Annotated in this window: 20 protein-coding genes; 12 read left to right on the top strand and 8 right to left on the bottom strand. The window is 70.9% G+C overall.

The window, feature by feature from the left end:
* The first annotated feature begins 71 nt into the window (after positions 1-71).
* Positions 72-917: an SDR family oxidoreductase gene (locus tag GA0070612_RS18065; RefSeq protein WP_088988969.1), complete on the top strand. Its 846-nt coding sequence runs from the start codon at positions 72-74 to the stop codon at positions 915-917.
* A gap of 68 nt (positions 918-985) precedes the next feature.
* On the opposite strand, the gene GA0070612_RS18060 is transcribed toward GA0070612_RS18065, so the two are convergent.
* Positions 986-1540, bottom strand: coding sequence for a hypothetical protein (locus GA0070612_RS18060; RefSeq protein ID WP_088988968.1), 555 nt, complete (start codon positions 1538-1540; stop codon positions 986-988).
* A gap of 248 nt (positions 1541-1788) precedes the next feature.
* Here GA0070612_RS18060 and GA0070612_RS18055 point away from each other — a divergent pair, with 248 nt between their 5' ends.
* The 4 genes from GA0070612_RS18055 to GA0070612_RS18045 are packed head-to-tail and all read left to right on the top strand — an operon-like array spanning position 1789 to position 3928.
* Entirely contained in the window at positions 1789-2202 is a 414-nt protein-coding gene (locus GA0070612_RS18055) for an STAS domain-containing protein (protein WP_157742530.1), read from the top strand.
* The gene (locus GA0070612_RS32545; protein ID WP_231924236.1) at positions 2141-2728 is read left to right on the top strand and encodes a hypothetical protein; all 588 of its coding nucleotides are present in this window, start codon (positions 2141-2143) and stop codon (positions 2726-2728) included. Before GA0070612_RS18055 ends, GA0070612_RS32545 begins: the two co-directional genes overlap by 62 nt.
* Positions 2725-3354: a hypothetical protein gene (locus tag GA0070612_RS32540; protein WP_231924235.1), complete on the top strand. Its 630-nt coding sequence runs from the start codon at positions 2725-2727 to the stop codon at positions 3352-3354. The genes GA0070612_RS32545 and GA0070612_RS32540 overlap by 4 nt, the downstream gene beginning before the upstream one ends.
* Positions 3347-3928, top strand: coding sequence for a hemerythrin domain-containing protein (locus GA0070612_RS18045; RefSeq protein ID WP_088988966.1), 582 nt, complete (start codon positions 3347-3349; stop codon positions 3926-3928). The genes GA0070612_RS32540 and GA0070612_RS18045 overlap by 8 nt, the downstream gene beginning before the upstream one ends.
* Positions 3929-3997: 69 nt before the next feature.
* Here GA0070612_RS18045 and GA0070612_RS18040 read toward each other — a convergent pair whose 3' ends face one another.
* Positions 3998-4696 carry a GAF and ANTAR domain-containing protein gene (locus GA0070612_RS18040; RefSeq protein WP_197699175.1) on the bottom strand — a complete coding sequence of 233 codons (699 nt, stop codon included), beginning with the start codon at positions 4694-4696 and terminating at the stop codon, positions 3998-4000.
* A gap of 144 nt (positions 4697-4840) precedes the next feature.
* Here GA0070612_RS18040 and GA0070612_RS18035 point away from each other — a divergent pair, with 144 nt between their 5' ends.
* Entirely contained in the window at positions 4841-5260 is a 420-nt protein-coding gene (locus GA0070612_RS18035; protein WP_231924234.1) for a DNA alkylation repair protein, read from the top strand.
* Here the strand turns inward: GA0070612_RS18035 and GA0070612_RS18030 are convergent.
* Entirely contained in the window at positions 5257-7527 is a 2271-nt protein-coding gene (locus tag GA0070612_RS18030) for an LLM class flavin-dependent oxidoreductase (RefSeq protein WP_088988964.1), read from the bottom strand. The two genes, GA0070612_RS18035 and GA0070612_RS18030, sit on opposite strands and share 4 nt — an antisense overlap.
* 134 nt (positions 7528-7661) lie before the next feature.
* Here GA0070612_RS18030 and GA0070612_RS18025 point away from each other — a divergent pair, with 134 nt between their 5' ends.
* The 3 genes from GA0070612_RS18025 (at position 7662) to GA0070612_RS18015 (ending at position 10721) form a co-directional block, all read left to right on the top strand.
* Positions 7662-8015, top strand: coding sequence for a MarR family winged helix-turn-helix transcriptional regulator (locus GA0070612_RS18025; RefSeq protein ID WP_231924233.1), 354 nt, complete (start codon positions 7662-7664; stop codon positions 8013-8015).
* Between the two features lie 150 nt (positions 8016-8165).
* Positions 8166-8618, top strand: coding sequence for a DivIVA domain-containing protein (locus tag GA0070612_RS33065; protein WP_088988962.1), 453 nt, complete (start codon positions 8166-8168; stop codon positions 8616-8618).
* 399 nt (positions 8619-9017) lie between these two features.
* The gene (locus GA0070612_RS18015) at positions 9018-10721 is read left to right on the top strand and encodes a cellulose binding domain-containing protein (protein WP_088988961.1); all 1704 of its coding nucleotides are present in this window, start codon (positions 9018-9020) and stop codon (positions 10719-10721) included.
* Between the two features lie 63 nt (positions 10722-10784).
* Here GA0070612_RS18015 and GA0070612_RS18010 read toward each other — a convergent pair whose 3' ends face one another.
* Both GA0070612_RS18010 and GA0070612_RS18005 read right to left on the bottom strand, forming a co-directional pair.
* Positions 10785-11219 carry a hypothetical protein gene (locus GA0070612_RS18010; protein WP_088988960.1) on the bottom strand — a complete coding sequence of 145 codons (435 nt, stop codon included), beginning with the start codon at positions 11217-11219 and terminating at the stop codon, positions 10785-10787.
* A gap of 96 nt (positions 11220-11315) precedes the next feature.
* Positions 11316-12044, bottom strand: a complete 729-nt coding sequence (locus tag GA0070612_RS18005; RefSeq protein WP_088988959.1) for an alpha/beta fold hydrolase — start codon at positions 12042-12044, stop codon at positions 11316-11318.
* Positions 12045-12252: 208 nt separating this feature from the next.
* On the opposite strand from GA0070612_RS18005, the gene GA0070612_RS18000 reads away from it, so the two are divergent.
* Positions 12253-13707, top strand: a complete 1455-nt coding sequence (locus GA0070612_RS18000) for an alkaline phosphatase PhoX (RefSeq protein WP_088988958.1) — start codon at positions 12253-12255, stop codon at positions 13705-13707.
* 37 nt (positions 13708-13744) lie between these two features.
* On the opposite strand, the gene GA0070612_RS17995 is transcribed toward GA0070612_RS18000, so the two are convergent.
* The 3 genes from GA0070612_RS17995 to GA0070612_RS17985 are packed head-to-tail and all read right to left on the bottom strand — an operon-like array spanning position 13745 to position 16049.
* Positions 13745-14404, bottom strand: a complete 660-nt coding sequence (locus GA0070612_RS17995) for an RraA family protein (protein WP_197699174.1) — start codon at positions 14402-14404, stop codon at positions 13745-13747.
* The gene (locus tag GA0070612_RS17990; protein ID WP_088988957.1) at positions 14401-15117 is read right to left on the bottom strand and encodes a PIG-L deacetylase family protein; all 717 of its coding nucleotides are present in this window, start codon (positions 15115-15117) and stop codon (positions 14401-14403) included. The genes GA0070612_RS17995 and GA0070612_RS17990 overlap by 4 nt, the downstream gene beginning before the upstream one ends.
* Positions 15114-16049 (bottom strand): DUF6282 family protein, encoded by a 936-nt coding sequence (locus GA0070612_RS17985; protein ID WP_088988956.1) that lies wholly within the window; start codon positions 16047-16049, stop codon positions 15114-15116. Before GA0070612_RS17985 ends, GA0070612_RS17990 begins: the two co-directional genes overlap by 4 nt.
* 292 nt (positions 16050-16341) lie before the next feature.
* Here GA0070612_RS17985 and GA0070612_RS17980 point away from each other — a divergent pair, with 292 nt between their 5' ends.
* Both GA0070612_RS17980 and GA0070612_RS17975 read left to right on the top strand, forming a co-directional pair.
* Positions 16342-17358: an ABC transporter substrate-binding protein gene (locus GA0070612_RS17980; protein WP_088988955.1), complete on the top strand. Its 1017-nt coding sequence runs from the start codon at positions 16342-16344 to the stop codon at positions 17356-17358.
* Positions 17355-18134 carry an ABC transporter permease gene (locus tag GA0070612_RS17975; RefSeq protein WP_088988954.1) on the top strand — a complete coding sequence of 260 codons (780 nt, stop codon included), beginning with the start codon at positions 17355-17357 and terminating at the stop codon, positions 18132-18134. The genes GA0070612_RS17980 and GA0070612_RS17975 overlap by 4 nt, the downstream gene beginning before the upstream one ends.
* Positions 18135-18209 lie beyond the last annotated feature (75 nt).

Here is an 18209-nt window from a genome sequence, read left to right as displayed (position 1 = left end):
TTTGGACTATAACGTGGCGGGCGTCGACCAGCGGCCAGCCCGACCGCTGTCCACCCGACCGGAGGACAACAATGACCATTCTGATCACCGGAGCCAACGGCACCGTGTCGAGGGAGGTGCTGCGGGAACTCGCCGGGAAGCAGTCGGTGCGCGCCCTCGTGCGGGACGCCGCCCGCGCTCCCCAGCTCGACGGAATCGACGTCGTCGTCGGCGACCTCGACCGCCCCCGTACCCTCACCCCGGCGTTCGAGGGCGTGACGACGCTCTGGCTGCTGACCCCGATGGGCCCGACAGCGCCGAGCCAGAGCATGAACGCGGTGTGGGCCGCCCGGCAGGCCGGGGTACGGCACATCGTCCGGCTCTCGGCGATCGGTGCCGCGCACGACGCGCCCACCCGTAACGGCCGCCTGCACGCGCTCTCCGACGCCGAACTGCGGGAGTCCGGCATCCCCTGGACGATCCTGCGCCCGAGTCACTTCATGCAGAACCTGCTCGGCGCCAAGGCCGGTGAACACCTCTACGGGCTCTTCGGCGAGGCCCGGGGCGGCCTGATCGACGCCCGGGACATCGCCGCGACCGGGGCGGCGATCCTCGCCGCGCCCCAGCGGCACGAGGGCAGGATCTACACGCCCACCGGGCCGGAGAGCATCACCCTGCACCAGGCCGCCGAGCACATCGCCCACGCGACCCACAAACCGGTGCGGTACGTGCCGCAGAGCCCGGACGAGGCACGCGACAGCCTGCTCCAGGCCGGCCTCGACGAGTGGTCGGCGGAGGTCCTCGCCGAGTACCGGGCGGCCTACGGCTCCGGTTGGGGCGACTTCACCACCGACCACGTCGAGCAGGTCGTCGGCCGGGCACCGCGGAGCTTCGCCGAGTTCGCCGCCGACCACCGCCAACACTTCGCCAACCTCTGACGGCCGGCGTTCGGGGAAGGGCCAGCGTCAGGGCCCTTCCCCGGCTACCCCGCTACCCCGCACCGACCTCAGCTCGGCCTGGCCGGAACCCGGCCGTTCCGCCGCCCCTCGTACGGGAGGGGCCCGACGTCCGACCGGCGACCGGGGCGCATCGCCGCGTGCCGCTGCCCGGGCCCGGCACCGTCGCGGGCAGCGAGCGCGTCGGCCACCGCTCCGGTGGCGAACGCGTAGATGGACTTGTGCAGCACGTCGATGGCGAGTTCAGAGCGGGGCCAGGTCAGAGGGGGCGCCCCCACCCCCGTGGCGTTCTCCAGGATCTGGTCGTTGGCCAGTCGCAACGCCGTGAACACGCTGGAGGCCCAGACGCCCCGCAGCCCGGCCTGAGCCATGACGCTGCGCAGCACGCCGACCACCGCGCCCTGACCGTAGTGCATCGCCAGATTCTGCCAGCGGGGCTGCCGCCCGGCGGACTCCGGCAGGCCGGCCAGCCGTGCCAGCACCTCGGCCGGCACGTACGAGTCGGGCCGGCGGGTCACCCGTTGCTCCACCTTCTCCGCGGCCGTCATCACCGCCGCCCCCACCAGCCCTGCCGCCAACCCCTGACAGACCGCTCGCTTCACCATGGTGGGGCCGTACCCCTCGGGCCGGCGCCCATTCCCGGGGCCCGTCGCCGAACGACCTGGTTTGCGGTGGTCCGCGGCGGGTAGGGTGAGCAACGGGTCAAGACATGCGCCCTCCAGTGGTCGACCTGCCTCGGCATTCGAGGCGGGCAGGCCACCCTCATCGAGGGCGGAGGCAGCGCATGACAGCTCAGGGCCCTCTTCTGCGGCCGCCACGATCCGGCCCCCAGGCCGATCCCAGCAGGCCGATCATGTCCCTGACGTGGGACCGCGACGGCTCACTGAGCAGGGTCAGCGTCGTCGGTGACATCGACATGAGCAACGCCCACCTGCTCACCGAGCTGGTGGATTTCCTCTGCCGCACCCCCACGCCCCTGATCGCGATCGACCTGTCGGCGGTCCGCTTCTTCGGCGCCCACGGCGTCAGCGCCCTGCTCAGGGCCAGGCATCTGGCCGAGCGGGCCGGAGGCCGGCTGACGCTTCACGATCCTTCACCGTTCGTTCGCCGTGTTCTCGGCGTGGCCGGGGTGATCCGGCACCTCGCGCTGGACGACCCGTCAAGCCCTGCCGGCGAACGGCCCATCCCCCCGTCAGAGGAGAGACGTGTTCAATCCACTGGACCACAAAGGAATCCCACTCGAGAGCCAGATCCGCAACTGGCGTGAACTGAACGTCGAACCGATCGACCCGGAGGCGGTCGACCCGTACACCCGGTGCCGGATCATCACGATGAACGGCATCGAGGTCGAGGCGATCAACTTCCAGCACCAGTTCGCCCGCAACTGCCCGGACCAGGAGGTCCGCCGACAACTCGCCTACGTGCGCTACGTGGAGAGCCAGCAACAGCGGGTGGTGAACTGGCTGCTTCCCGGCGTCGCCAGCGTGCTGGAGACGACGCTCGGCTACGAGCAGGTGGCGGTGGACCTCACCGCCTGGGTGGCCCGACACGAACCGGACCCCTACCTCAAGCAGGCGTACGAGTTCGGCGTGCTGGAGGACTTCGACCACCTGTACCGCTACGCCAACCTCTACGAGATGGTCGAGCGACGCAAGGCGGAGAAGATCGTCGACGGTCTCACCGAGGTGATGCCGGCCGTCCGACCGTCCAGGAGCACCGGCACCCCTTCGACGAGGTACGCACCCCGTACGACCGCAACTCGGTGGACCCGCGCTCCAAGCTGCACGCGTTGACGATCCTCTCGGCCGAGCAGCAGGTGATGTTCTACTACATGAACGTCGGGCCGCAGTACATGGAACCGATCGCGCGCCAGCTCTACCAGGAGATCAGCCTGATCGAGCAGGAGCACGTCACCCACTACGAGTCCCTGCTGGACCCGGGCGAGAACTGGTGGGAGCGGCTGCTCACCCACGAGTACAACGAGTGCTGGCTCTACTACTCCTTCCTTGAACAGGAGAGCGACCCCCGGATCAAGGCGATCTGGGAGCTGCACCTGCAGATGGAGCTGGCTCACCTCCAGCAGGCCGCCGACCTGCTGCGCCAGCACGACGGCCGGGAACCGGAGGAGGTCGTCGGCAGCGCCGGTCTGCCGGAGCCGCTGACCTTCGAACCCAACAAGGACTACCTGCGGCACCTGCTCGGCACCCAGATGGACGTGACGAAGCTCGGCGAGGGCTATGTCCGGGAGGCGCACGAGCGCTTCGAGTGGATGCAGCAACAACTGCACGACGGCCAGAAGCCGCCGAGCGAGCAGGTCATCGACCTGCACCGGGAACGCTTCGGCGACGAGTACCGCATCGAGACCGAGGGGCCGCACCCGGTCGAGGCGCTGCGGTCCGCGGGCGGCAGCCATGCCTGACACCGACGCCCCGACCACGCCGGGCGCCGAGGAGGACGTGGTCGACCTGCTGCTGGCCCAGCACGCGCAGATCGAACAGCTCTTCCTGCTGGTCATCGGCGGCACCGGCGACACCCGTCGGGATTCGTTCGACGAGTTGGTCAAGCTCCTCGCCGCGCACGAGACCGCCGAGGAGGAGGTCGTCCACCCCCTCGCCCGGACACTGCCCGGCGGGGGCGGCGACGCGATGGTGGACGACCGCCTCGACGAGGAGCGGCAGGCGAAGGAGACGTTGCAGGCACTGATCTCCGGCGGCGTGGACGCCGACGGCTTCGACACCGGCATCATCCTGCTACGCGACGCCGTGTTGACGCACGCACGTCACGAGGAGCGCTACGAGTTCCCCCAGCTCCGTCAGCACGTTCCGGCGGAGCGGCTGCGCAGCCTCGCCCCTTCCGTGCGGACGGCGGAGGCGTCCGCGCCGACCCGCCCACACCCGAGCGCCCAGTCGGCGAAGGCCAACCTGGCCGCCGGTCCCGCGCTGGCGGTCATCGACCGGGTACGCGACGCGATGCGCAGGCCCTCGGCGAGCTGACCCAGGGACGTGTCGAAGGGCCGCCCGCACCGTGCGGGCGGCCCACGGCGTCCTCGACCAGGCCCCTGCTCACCGGCGCTCGCCCCGGACCGCCTGCTCGACGAGAGCCGCCGCGACGTCGCGTACCTTCCGGTTGGTGTCCTGGGAGACCTTCGACAGCAGGGCGAACGCCTCCTCCGGCGAGCACCGCCGGTCCCCCATGATGATCCCTTTGGCCTGTTCGATCACCGCCCGGCTGCGCATCGCCTCCCGCATCTGCTCTGCCAGGGTTGCGGCGTCCTCGTACAGCTGGGCGTTGGCCAGGGCCACCGCCGCGTAGGTGGCGAAGTCCTCCGCCGCCGCGATCGAGGACGGCACGAAGGCGTTCGCCGCGCCGCCGTAGACGTTGAGCCCGCCGACCACCGACCTCTGGATCGGCAGCCCGATCGACAGCGAACTCCCCACTCCGGCGGCACGGGCCACACCGGCCCATTCCGGCCAGCGCTGCTCGGCTGCCAGGTCCGGCAGGGAGATGGTGTCACCGCTGGCGGAGGCGTCGAGGCACGGGCCCCGGTGCTGCGTGTACTGCCACTCGTCCAGTTCGCGGGCCAGGTCTCCGGTGGAGGCCGCGGTCCAACCCGTCTCGCCCCGGACCAGGGTGACCGACACCTCCCGAGCGCCGCTGATGCTGCGCTTGGCGAGTTCGGCGACGTGACGAAGCGTGTCGTCGAGGCTCGCCTCGTCCAGTCTGACCCGGCCCAACTCGGCCAACGCCTCGGCGGGACTCATGGTTGGCCGCATCGTCGAAGTCCAATCCTCTGGCTGTGCCTCGGCCTGACACGGACTCCTACCCGCGACCCGGCCGTTGACACTCTGCTGGGGGTGCGCTGTCCGACGTGGCGACCGAGGGCGGGGAGCCGCGGGAGCGGCACCGTGACCACCGCCGGTCGCAGCAGCGTGCACGTCATGGGCACGAGCGTCGACGTCCGTCGAGATCTCGCCAGCCTCGCCGACCCACGTCGCGCCGAGGCGTCGAGTCGATTCCTGCAGATGGTCCCCGACGGCTACGGCCAGGGCGACCGGGCCATCGGCGTCGCCGTGCCGGACCAGCGTCGGGTTCCCGCCCGGTACTGGCGCGACCTCTCGCTGGTGGAGACGACGGACCTGTTGCACGGTGAGGTGCACGAGGAGCGGCTGAGGTCGTTGCGCGAGGTGGGCAACCGGGACCGGGCGGCGGCGGAGGATGAGTTCCTGCTCCGCCGCTACCGCGTCATGCCCCGGGTCATGCTGCGGTACGCGACCGAGAAGTTCGCACCGCAGCGACGTCGGGACTACCTGTCGGGCATCCTCTAGCCGGCCGGGGGGATCGGGAAGTTGCGGTTGAAGACGTTGTCCGGGTCGTAGGTGGCCTTGACGGCGCGCAGTCGACTCAGGGTGGGCTCGGGCCAGGCGTCCAGCAGTCGCGCCGGGTCGGTGTCGGACTCGAAGCTGAGATACAGGCCGTCGAGGTGCGGGTACAGCTCGGCCCACAGCTTGTCGAGCTGGGGCCTGCGGTCCTCGACAGTGGCGGCGAGCACCGAGAAGTTCTGGTCCCGGTGCGGGTACGCGGTCGCGTCGCGTGCCACGTCGTTGACCGCCGCGCCGACGGACCGGACCTGCATGATCATCACGTCGCCGGAATTGATCATATGGGCCATCAGGTCCGCCACCTCCGGGGTGATGTGGTGCGACAGGCCGCTGCGGGTGTCGCGCAGTCCCTGACCTCGATGTTGGTTGCCCGGCGGGGCGACGATCGCCGGGTACGGCACGAGCTGCGCCTGTTGATCGAGGATCGGTCCGATCTCCAGGAACGGGCTCAGGGCGGACTGGGCCGCCTCGACGTCGTCACCGGCGTAGACCAGGGTGACCTGGGCCATCGGCGGATCGCCCCGACGGCCCGGGAAGAGGGACAGGAAGCTCGTCAGCTCCCGGGGCGCGTCCTCGACGAGTCGACCCCAGCGGCGGAGCAGCTGCGCGGTGTCGGTCGCGTCGGCGACGAGCTGAGCGAAGACCACCTTGTCGACCTCGTACGCCTCCAGTTCGAGGGCGGTGACGACTCCGACGTTGCCGCCGGCGCCACGGATGGCCCAGAACAGGTCGGGGTGATGCTCGTCGTCCACGCGGAGCAGGCGACCGTCCGCGGTGACGATCTCGGCGGCGACGACGTGGTCGATGGTCAGACCGTACTTGCGCGCCAGGTATCCGACGCCCGCGGTGGTGGCGAGACCACCGACACCCACGTCACCGTAGTCACCCGAGCTCATCGCCAGGCCGTACGGGGCGAGCGCCTGCGCCACCTGCCCCCACCGGGCACCCGGCTCCAACCGGATCCGACGACTCGCCCGGTCGAGCACCTCGACGCTGTTCATCCTCGACATGTCGATGACGATTCCGCCGTCGTTCGTCGACCTGCCGCTGATGCCGTGCCCGCCACTGCGCACCGACAGGGGCACGTCCTGCGTCCGCGCGTACGACACGGCCTCGGCGACCTCGGCGGCGCTCTGCGGACGGATCACCAGGGCCGGCGCCCCCTGGTAGCTGTAGGTGTGGCGGACACCCTCGTACTCCCGGTCGCCCGGCTCGACGGTCCGGGCGGCCAGCGACGCCGGCAGCGCCTGGCGGTCCAGTCCCGGACGGCGCTCGGACCGGGCGACGACCGCGGCGGGCCGGCCGGCGTCCGGCACGGTCGCCGCGCGCTCCCTGGCGACCGCCTCGCGTAGCGCCGGAGCGATCTCCTGCCCGAGGGTCTGGATCAGTCGCGGGTCGTCGCGGCCGACCAGGAAGGTGCTGAATCCCTCCTCGACGACCAGCGGGAGGAGTTGCTCGACCCACTGCTCCGGTGGCCCCTGGAGGAAACCGCGACTGCGTGCCGAGACGTCGACGGTGAAGAGGTTGAGGAGCCGCCGGATCTGCCGCGGGTCGCGTCCCGCCGCGACCGCCGCCTCGTCGATGAGTCGGTTGGCCGTCACCCGGTCCGGGGACCGCAGGTACTCCAGCGTCGGCAGCCAGCCGTTCGCCTTCTGCCCGGTCAACGCCAGCATCTTCGGCTGGTACGCGCCGAGCCAGATGTCGATGTCGTGGGCCGGCGCGGGGCCGCGCCGCATGCCGGGGATCGGGTAGTACGTCCCCTCGTGGCGCAGCGGCCCGGGTGCGGCGTCGTCCCAGACCCCGCGCAGGACGTCGATCGCTTCGCGCAACGCCTCGACGCCCTGCCCGGCCGTCAGCCGGCGAGCGCCCATGCCCTCGACGCCGTCCCAGAACGCGCCCGCGCCGAGGCCCAGCTCGAACCGGCCGTGGGACAACCGGTCCAGGCTCGCGGCGGCCCTGGCCAGGACGGCCGGCGGGCGCAGCGGAAGGCTGAGAACGTTTCCCGAGATCCGCAACCGTTCCGTCCGGGCGGCGACCCAGCTCAGCAGGGTCCAGGTGTCGAGGTAGTCGGCGTTGTACGGGTGGTCCTGGAAGGTGGTGAGGTCCAGGCCGGCCGCCTCGGTCAGCTCGGCGAGCGCCACCACGTGGTCGGGGTCCTGGGCACTGGGGGTCAGGAACGTCCCGAACAGGATTTCGTGACCGTAATCAGGCATCGCGTCAGCATCTCCGTGGTCATGTTGCGTAGACTATGATCTGTCCAGCAGATCGTATGCCTCACAACGTAAGTGTCCGCCCACGCATTCCAGGCGGCTCGGAACCGCGGCTCGGCCGACACCTCCACGAGCACGTGCCCACGCAGGGCGCCCTGGCGACCCGCCTGGCCATCGACCGCACCGTCCTGACGTACGTCATCGACGACCTGGAGAACGCCGGTCTCATCGAACGCAAGCGTGACCCCCAGGATCGGCGCGCCCGCCGGATCGTGGCCACCGACCGCGGACGTGTGGCGCTCTTCGAGGCCGAGCGGCGGGTCACCCACGCCGAGGACCACGTGCTGGGTGGACGGCCCGAGGATCAGCGCGACGCCTTCCGCGACTTCGCATCCCACGCCGCCGAGGCGATCCACGCCGCCGCGCCGGCGACGGACCCCTGCGTCGCGGTACGCAGCGTCCTGCCACCGGCCGCGCAGCCAGCCGGGTGACTCGGACCCGCCGCACGACCGCGGAGGCCCCACCACCTGCGGCCCACCCCGCCGAGGGCGTCGACGCCGACGTGTCGTGCAACAGTGGGTTGACCCGGCTTCGCATGCTGGACCCGAGAACCCCGCCTTCGGCAACCCTGAGGACGTCCCATGCGAAAACCAGCCAAGACAGCAGCCCTCATCGTCGGACTGGGCGTCGGCGCGGCCGTCGGGCCGTCTCTGGGGACGGCCGCGCTGTGGTCCGGGGTCGCGGTGGCCGCGCTCGGAGTCGGCCTCTCCCTGATCGGCGACAGCGCGCCCGACCTGGTCGCCCAGGGCACGGTGGACCGCGACGGGAACCGCGCGAGCACGGACGCCTCGGGCGACGCACGGCGAGAGCTCTACGAACGGCCCACCCTCAGCGGGCTGGCCCCCCGGGTGGAGCAGATCCTCAGGCTCGCCGAGGAGCAGGCCGACGACCACCGCGCCGAGGCGAAGCGCGAATCCGAGGAGCTCGTGGCCGCCGCCCGCCGGGAGGCGGAGACGATCCTGAGTCGAGCCCACGACCGGGCCGCCGGGACGACCGGCACCGACCGGGGCCGGGACTCGGGGCCGCTCGTCTGAGACCCGACGCTCCCTCCCGCGAGGGAGCACCCTCCCCTGCCCGCGTGAGCCGACCGCGCCTGCGTGCCGCGACGATCAGGGACATCGCGACAGCGATGCCGATCGTCGGCCGGGCGGACCACGGCCTGACGTACGCAGTGCCCGGCTGGGCCGTGGCATACGGGGGTGTGCGTCTCACGTGGACCGTCGCCGGCTGGCGGTCGGCGGCGATCTGCGCGACGGCGCAGCCGAGCGCCCCACCCAGAGAGCCAAGGCATTGACAATGATCATTGGATGAACTACCTTCCTGGCAACCGCCAGGCTGGGAGCGCTCCCAATATGTCCGATGAGCGATGGAATCTTGCCGGGACGGCGAGCCCTCCGAAGGCGTGGACACCACCACCGTTCAGGAGGAGCTTCATGAGAAGACCAAGAAGGACCAATGCCGTCCTGGTGTCGGCCGGCGCCGTCCTGCTGGCATCGACGGCGGTCGCCCTGGCCCCGCCGGCCGGGGCGGCAGCCGCCGGTTGTTCGGTGAACTACGGTGTGTCGTCGCAGTGGCAGGACGGCTTCGGGGCCAACGTGGCCATCACCAACCTCGGCGACGCGGTGTCGAGCTGGACGCTGACCTGGTCCTACGGTGCGGGTCAGACGGTGACCCAGGCATGGAACGCGACGGTGACCCAGAGCGGCGCTGCGGTGACCGCGAGGAACGTCGCCTACAACGGGGGCATCGCGACCAACGCGACGGTCTCGTTCGGCTTCAACGGCTCGTGGAGCGGCAGCAACCCCGCTCCGACGAGCTTCGCGTTGAACGGGGTGGCCTGCACCGGCGACACGGCGCCGACCACACCCCCGCCGACGACTCCCCCGCCGACGACACCGCCGCCGAACGGGCCGGCGGACATCACGGTGAACAGCGCGACCCGGTACCAGACCGTCGACGGGTTCGGGGCCGCGCAGTCCATCTGGGGCAGCGCGTGGTCGACGGCCGAGACGCAGACCCTGGTCGGAATGGGTGCCAACCAGTTGGGTCTGTCCATCGTGCGGACCGGTCTGTCGCCGGTGTCGAGCGAGTGGGCGACGCACGTGAACTCGTTGAAGACGGCGAAGTCCGCTGGTTCGAACGTGAAGATCCTCGCGTCGCCGTGGACCGCACCGGCGGCGTGGAAGACCAACAACAGCCGGGTCAACGGCGGGAAGCTGCGGACCGACTACTACGACGACTACGCCAACCACCTGAACAGCTACGTGCAGTACATGCGCGGCCAGGGTGTGACCATCGACGTGACCTCGGTGCAGAACGAGCCGGACTGGCACCCGGACTACGACTCGATGGACTGGAGCGGCACCGAGCTGCGCACGTTCGTCCGCGACCAGGGCACGAAGGTGCAGAACACCAAGCTGATGGTCGCCGAGGCGGTGAACCTGAACTACAACTTCACCGACCCGACCCTCAACGACTCGACCGCCCGCAACAACATCGGCTACATCGGCGGGCACCTGTACGGCACCGAGGACGCCGGCCGGCTACGGCCCTACAACCTCGCCCAGCAGCACAACAAGCCGGTGTGGATGACCGAGTGGAACCTGCACGCCGCCGACGGCGGAGGCTCCAACATCTGGGGCAACCCGGCCAACACGGCGGTCTGGAACGAGACCCTCGACGACATCATGCGCACCGTGCACAAGTCGATGGAGGCCAACTGGAGCGCCTACATCTGGTGGTACGGCAAGCGTTACTACTCCTTCATCGGTGACGGCGAGTCCGCGTACGGCACCGTCGCGGGGGCACCGCTCAAGCGCGGGTACGCCTTCTCCCAGTACTCCAAGTACGTCCGCCCCGGCTACCAGCGGGTCGCCCTGACGAAGAGTTCCAAGGCCTCCCCGCTGGAGGTCACCGCCTACCAGGGCGACGGGAAGATCACTCTGGTCATCCTCAACCGCTCGAACAGCGCGGTCAACAACGCCGTCGTCCAGGCCCCGCAGAACGTCACGCGGGCCGAGCACTACCTCACCTCGCAGAACGCCAACGCGGCCAGCCAACCGACAAGCGTCAACGGAGGACAGGCCACCATCAACGTGGGCGCGCGCAGCATCTCCACGCTCGTGTTCACCCTCTGAGCCGGGGTGCCCGCCGACCCGTGGGTCGGCGGGCACCGTCCTTCCCCACCCGACACAGAGCACCTAGCGGCGGCAGCGCCACACCAGGGGCCGGTACCTCTCGTTCTCGTAGACGGCGCCCACCACGGTCATCGCGTCGTCGCTGATCCCACTGGCCGAGTAGGTGCCGGCCTGGGTCGCCCGGACCTCGGGTCTGCCCGGCAGCCGGCGGGACGTGCCGTCCGGGGCGACGAGCAGCGGCGCGCCGTCGTCGACCAGCACCTCGCCGTTGCCGGCGACCGCGCTGACACTCGGGAACGGCAGCAGGCTGACCACCCCTGTGGTGACGTTCCACCGCACCGGGAGCATCCGCACGGTCGAGCCCTGCCGCTCACCGGGAGCCCTTCCGACCGCCCACGCACCGCGTGCCGCCTCCACCGCGGCGTACGGGAGACCGTCGGGCACCGCCAGCGCGATCCCGGTGCCCTCCGGTGTCCACCGGTAGGGCAGATCGTCCATCGTGCCGATGACGGACCCGTCTTCGGTGATCGCCGTCGCGGCGGAACCGGGCTGCCCGATCAGCCGGTACTCCTGCGGCCGGTCCGCCGACCACCGCTATCCGGCCCCGACGCCCCGTACCGCCTCGATGATGGACTCGGCGACCTCGCCGGGCTGGGACATCGTCATCGCGTGGGAGGCTCCGGCGACCTCGCGGGTGCCCCGGGCACCGGCGCGTTCGGCCATGAAGCGGTGCGCGGCGACCGGGATGTTGCGGTCCGCGTCGCCGAAGACGAACCAGCTGGGCAACGACTTCCACGGCGGCTCGGAGGTCGGGAGCGCCCCGCCGAGCGCCTGCTCGGTGATCGGCCGCTGGGTCCGCGCCATCAACGCCGCGGTGTCCTCGGAGACGTCCGCGACGAACTGTTGGTGGAAGGCGTCCTGCGCGATGGCCACCTCGTTCCCACCGGTCGCCACCGGGTAGGAGACCAGGGTGTCGGCGAGCGTGCTGCCGGGGAACTTGGCGGACAGCGTCATCGCCGACTCACCCGTGTCGGCGGCGAACGCGTTGACGTAGACCAGTCCACGCACCATCGGCTCGCCCGCTGCGGCCTCGGTGATGACCATGCCACCGTACGAGTGGCCGGCGAGCACTACCGGTCCGCCGACCCCCCGCACCACGTCCCGGACGTAGGCGGCGTCTCCGGCGACGCTGCGCAGCGGGTTGGCGGCGGACACCACGGAGTAGCCGGCGCCCAGCCGCTCGATCACACCGTTCCAGCTCGCCGATTCGGCGAACGCGCCGTGCACGAGGACAACAGTGATGTTCTGATCTGACACGGCCATCGGCTCCTTCGCGTGAGGGGTGTGCACCCCCGTACGGACTGGGTGGGCGCGGCTGATTACCCACCGTGCGCACGGGAAACGTCGGGTCGCGGGCGGCCCTGTTTCTTCACCCCGATGTCACCGACCGATTCCGTCGACGACGTGTTGCTGTTCGTCCGCCCGGGTTGGCTCCGACTCGTCGCACTTGTCCCGACCAGGAGCTGATCACGTGCCTTCCTCTCGTCGTACCTTCCTCGCCGGTGGTGCCGCCGCCGGTGTGGGCCTCGCCGTCGCCGGCGGTCTGCCGTCGCTGGCGCAGGCCAGCCCGGGCCGCCCGCACCCGCCGGTGAAGTCCGGCCACGTGCCGTTCCCGCCGCTCGTGGACGACCCGAAGGGAATCCTCGCCCTGCCCGAGGGCTTCAGCTACACGGTGGTCACCCGGACCGGCGTCACCCGGCTGGACCGCGGCCAGGGCATGACCCCGGCCGACCACGACGGCATGGCCGTCTACGACGCCGGCCACGGCCGTTACACCCTCATCCAGAACCACGAGATCGACCCGGGTGCCGAGTTCGGCGTGCCGCACGTCAAGGGGACGGTGTACGACCCGGGCGCCGTCGACGCCGGCGGTTGCACCGTGATCAAGACGGACCGGGCGGGCCGTAACCTGGGTGAGTTCGTCGCCCTCTCCGGCACCATCTCCAACTGCGCCGGCGGACCGACCCCCTGGGGGACCTGGCTGACCTGCGAGGAGACCGAGGACCGCGCCGGCGACCAGTGGGAAGAGGGCGGCCGGACCGGCACGTACCAGAAGGACCACGGCTACGTCTTCGAGGTCTGGGCCGACGGCAGCGCGGACCCGCGACCGATCAAGTGCCTGGGCCGCTACTCCCACGAGGCCCTGGCGATCGACAAGGACCGCACCCACATCTACCTGTCCGAGGACGCCGACGAGCCCAACGGCCTCTTCTACCGCTGGTCGGCGCCGCGCGGCGTCAAGGTCGGCCCCGGTGTGCTGACCCGCCTCGCGCCGAACGCGGGCGTCCTCGCCGCCATGCAGATCATCATGGACGACGGTACGGTGCTGCCGGACGTCGCCTACCTGACCTCCGCCCAGTTGGGCCGGCCCTTCCCGGTCCGGTGGATCGAGGTGCCGGACCGCGACGCGCGGCACACGTCGGTACGCGAGCAGTTCACCGACGGCCAGGTCACCCGCGGACGCAAGTTCGAGGGTGTGTGGAGCACCGACGAGGGCGTGTACGTGGTCAACTCCTTCGCCTGGGACGAGGGTGACCTGCCGTCCGACGCGGCGCCGCACGACGGCATGGTCTGGTTCTACAACTTCAAGGACCAGACCATCCAGCTGGTGACGTACTTCCCGCACCAGACCTCCTCCGAGGAGGGGACGCCGGTCAAGTACACCGACATCACCTTCGACGGCCCGGACAACGTGACCGTCACGCCGTGGGGAAGCCTGGTCCTCGCCGAGGACGGCAAGGGTGCCTCGCACGTGCTCAGCACGATCCCGGGCGGCCCGACGTACGCGATCGCCCGCAACATGCTCAACGACTCGGAGTTCTGCGGGCCGACCTTCAGCGCCGACGGCCAGGTGCTCTTCGTCAACATGCAGGACCCGGGCCTCACCCTGGCCATCACCGGCCCGTGGGAGAAGTACCTGGGCTGACCAGGTCGGGCGGTGGGGTCGGGCGGTCCGCCCGGTCCTACCGCCCGCGGGGCTCGTCCTCCGTCCGCATCCCGTGCAGGTCGTAACTGAACTCGCCGGCTTCCAGCCGGGCCCGCAGTCCCGTCTCCCTGGCCGTCCGGCTCCTCGTCGCGGCGGCCACGGCGTCGGCGCTCGTCCGGCGCACCACCACGGCCCCGTCGGCGTCGAGCACCATGATGTCCCCCGGCCCGACCGTCGCGCCGCCCACCGACACCGGCACGTCGAGCGAACCCCGCTCGCGTTTGGTGGCTCCGCGTACCCGACACCAGCGGGCCCAGACCGGCAGGCCGAGCGTCCGGAGGTCGTCCACGTCGCGCACCGCGGCGTCGACCAGCACGCCGGCCGCCCCGGCGACCCTGGCCTGGGTGGCCAGCAGCTCGCCGATCAGCGCGACGGGGGCCGGCTCGGGCATGGTGAGCACGAGCACCTCGCCGGGGCGGACGAGCGTCATGGCCTCGTGCACCGCCCGGTTGTCACCCTGACCGCAGACGACGGTCCGGGCGACGCCGGCGACCCGGGAACCCGGCACCACCTGCACGAGGTCCACGTCGATCAGGCCCCGCCGACCGGCGGCCTCGTAGACGGTCGCCACCCCGGCAGCGGCCAGTGTCCCGATCACCGTGGGGTCGACGTCCGCCGCGTCGTGAGCGGAGGTCACAGCGCCACCACGACGTTCGGGATCAACCGTTGGAACGCCTCCGCCTGCCGGATGGCCGCGTCACCGGTCACCCGGCGGGCGTGGTTGCCCCGATGGTCGGCACGCTGGGTGTAGTACTCACGCAGGTAGCCCTGAGCCGTCATCGCCGCCATCGCCTCCCGCTTGGCGGGCATCGCCTCGGTGATGTCGACGAACACGGTGGGGACGAAGCCGCAGAGTTCAGGCTGGTGGGGTTCGAAGGCCAGGAACTCCGAGGGCGGGGCGGTCCGGAAGCCGCTGGACACTCCGGCGCCCGCGGTGAGCTGCCGGGCGGTCGCCACCGCGGCGTGCGCCGTCGGGTGGTCCGGGTTGAACGGGTCGCGCTCGGGGTGGGTGAGCACCACGTGTGGCGCGTACTCGCGCATCAGCGTCGCCAGCCGGTCGATGTCCTCGTCCCGGATCCGCAGCGGGTAGTCGCCCAGGTCGAACGCCTCGAACCGGGCGCCGACCGCGGCGGCGGACCGCTCCGCCTCGGCGTGCCGCAGTCGTTTGACGTTCTCCACCGTCTGCTGCGGGTCCTTCCACAGCTCGCCGGACTCGCCTCGCTCGCCGTAGGAGAGCGCCACCACGACGGCCTCGCCGCCGGCCCGGGTGTGCGTGGCGATGGTTCCGGCGGCCCGCCAGACGAAGTCGGCCGAGTGGGCGCCCACCACCAGCATCCGTCGCCCGCTCATGCCGGCGTCGTTCCGGCCGGCGTCACCAGACGGCGCGAGTTGACCACCGCCATGACGTGGACCTCCTCGTCGGAGAAGCCGGCGTCGAAGAGGCGGTCGGCGAAGAGCGCCAGACCGTCCTCCACCGGCGGGTTGAACGGCTGCCCCAGGTCGCTGGAGAGGACGGAGTGCGCCACACCCACCGACCGGACGGTCGCGAACAGGTCCGCCCAGTCGACCTTGCCCGAGTGCGGGGTCGTGAAGCAGCGCTCCAACAGGGCGCCCGCCTCGGCCAGCTCGCGCTGCCGCGCGGGCGTCAGTCGCTGCGAGGTGAACTCGGGATGGGTGACCACGATCCGGCGTACCCCCTCCTGCGTCGCGGCCCGGACCACGGCGGCGATCTCGGCGCCGCTCAGGTGGCCGGTGGCGAGCGTGATGTCGTGCCGGGCGATCACCCGCAGCACCTGACGTACGCGGTCGAGGACCCGCCCCTCGCCGTCGACGACCTCGACCGGATCCGGCACGATGCCCTGGCTGCGCAGGTCGGATTGGAAGGCGCCCCACATCGCCGGGGTGGCGCCCGGCAGGTCGGTGGCGGTGCTACGCCGCTGGTTCCCGGAGTCCACGGTCGGCATCCAGACGATCCGGGCACCCTGGCGCGCGGCGACCTCGACCGCGACCGGGTTGATGCCGCCCATCGCGCCGTTGAGGGTGACGGCGCCGAGGACGTCGACGCCGGGCACCACCTTGCGGACCACCGCTGCCCGCTCGGCGGTCGGCACGTAGTGGGACTTGAGGACGAAACCGGCGAGCCCGATCTCGGCGCAGCGGTGCGCCAGATCGACGTCGTCGATGCGTCGGGCCATCACGTCGGGGGCCACGTGCACGTGCGTGTCGTAGGCGCCACGGACCACGGCGCGGGCACGGGCGGAGGGAACCGGAGAGTCAGGCATCGCGCTCCTCGGTGAGCCCCGAGAGCGGGGTCGTACGGGTGCGCTCGGACGAGCGCGCGGCGGTCACGAAGCGGAGCCGGCCAGCGCCAGCATATCGGTGATCATGCCTATGCCATCTATTTCCACTGTGGACGACCAGGAATCATTGCCCGGCAACCTCTTGCCGGCTCGGGACAGACGGACACTACCCACCTGAACTAAAATCGTCTATCGATGCCGAGCTCACGTCGTTCCGCTGATCCCCCCGACAGGGTTGGGCCGAGCGTCGCGAGCCGGAGGCTGGAGGCACCGCATGGGTAAGCGCATCCCCACGATCGTGGCGGCCTGGCTGGCCGTGGCTCTCGCCGCCGGTGGCTGCGGCGACACCGGTGACAGCGGCGGCGACCCGCCCGGCGGTGAGGTCGACAAGGTCGCCTACATCACCGCGTTCGGTGCGGTGGGCCGGGACGCCTTCGCCTGGGTGGCGAGGGAGAAGGGCTACTTCGCCGAGGTCGGCATCGAGGTCGACATCAAGGAGGGCGCCGGCAACCAGCAGAACCTGACGGCGCTCAAGTCGGGGCAGGTGCAGTTCGGTGCTCTCGACTTCACCGGTGCCGTCATCCAGGCGGGCAAGGGCGAGTTCACCGACTGGCGGGCGGTCGCCGCCGTGCACCAGCAGACGCTGATCTCGGTGATGACGACGAAGGACACCACCATCACCACCCCGAAGGACCTCCGGGGCAAGACGATCGCGACCGGCAGCGGCTCCGTGACGGAGTTGCTCTTCCCGGCGTACGCGCGGCTGGCCGGGCTCGACCCGGCGACGGTGAAGATCGAGGGCGTGCAACCCACCGCACTCAACGGCCTCATGGCGAGCCGGCGGGTCGACGCCCTGGGCACGTTCCTGCTCAGCCGGGGCGCCCTGCAGACCGCCGCCCGCAAGGACGTCGTGGTCCTGCCGTACAGCGACTACCTGCCGGACCTGTTCGGCAACGCGATCATCACCACCCCGTCGCTCATCAGCAAGGACCCCGACCTCGTGCAGCGGTTCACCAAGGCCGCGCTCAAGGGCCTGGCGTACAGCATCGAGCACCCCGACGAGGCGGCGACGATCCTCAACAAGGCGAAGCCCACCTACACGGTGGCTGCGGGCAAGGGCGAGATCGAGGCGATGACCCCGCACGTCCGTCCCGCCGACGGAGCCCCGATCGGGTTCCTGGACGAGTCGCGGGTGGCCCAGACCATCGCCGTCCTCGAACGCGCCAACCTGATTCCGTCGGGCCTGGCGCCGGCGGCCGTCGTGGACCCGACCTTCGTCAAGAAGTCGTGACCGACGACTCCCGGTCATCACGACGCTGGCACACCGTCGGGCTGCCGGCCCTGGGCGCGGTGGCCGCGACCGGGCTCTGGTGGTTGTCCACCTGGGCCTTCGACATCGAACCGTTCTTCCTGCCGGCGCCCCCGGACGTGGTCGACGCGTTCCTGCGGCTCCCCGGTCACCTGGCCCGGCAGACCTGGATCACCTTCCTGGAGACGATCATCGGATTCGGGATCGCGGCGGTGGGCGGGCTGCTGCTCGCCGTCCTGCTCGCCGCCTCGCGGACCGTCGAGCGGATGGTCCTACCGATGATCGCCGGCATCAACGCGGTGCCGAAGGTGGCGCTCGCGCCGCTGCTCCTGGTCTGGATCGGCTTCGGTTACGAGGCCAAGATCGTGATGGTGGTCCTGCTCTGCTTCTTCCCGATCCTGATCTCGACCATGGCGGGCCTGACCTCGACACCGAACGACCTCGGTGAGCTGGCCCGCTCCCTCTCCGCCTCGTGGTGGCAGACCTTCCTCAAGGTTCGACTTCCGTGGGCCCTGCCGCAGATCTTCGTCGGTCTGAAGGTGGCGACCTCACTCGCCATCATCGGCGCGATCATCGGCGAAGTGATCAACCCTCAGGCCGGGCTCGGCGCGGTGATCGCCAGTTCCGGCCAGTCGGCGGACACTCCGCTCGCGTTCGCGGCGCTGATCCTGCTCGCGCTCATGGGCGCGCTGCTGTTCTATCTGATGGCCGGCCTCGAACGCCTCCTCGTGCCGTGGGCGCGCGCGATCTCCTCCTGAAGAGCCCGATCGCGGGGACCTCGCCCCCGGCGGGCCGTCCCTCTTCCCCGCGATCGGTTCCTCGCCGCCCAAGGC

The sequence above is a fragment of the Micromonospora chokoriensis genome, assembly GCF_900091505.1.
GTDB lineage: Bacteria > Actinomycetota > Actinomycetes > Mycobacteriales > Micromonosporaceae > Micromonospora > Micromonospora chokoriensis.
The sequence above is the reverse complement of the archived record's forward strand: the minus strand, read 5'-3'. Positions and strand labels throughout refer to the sequence as shown.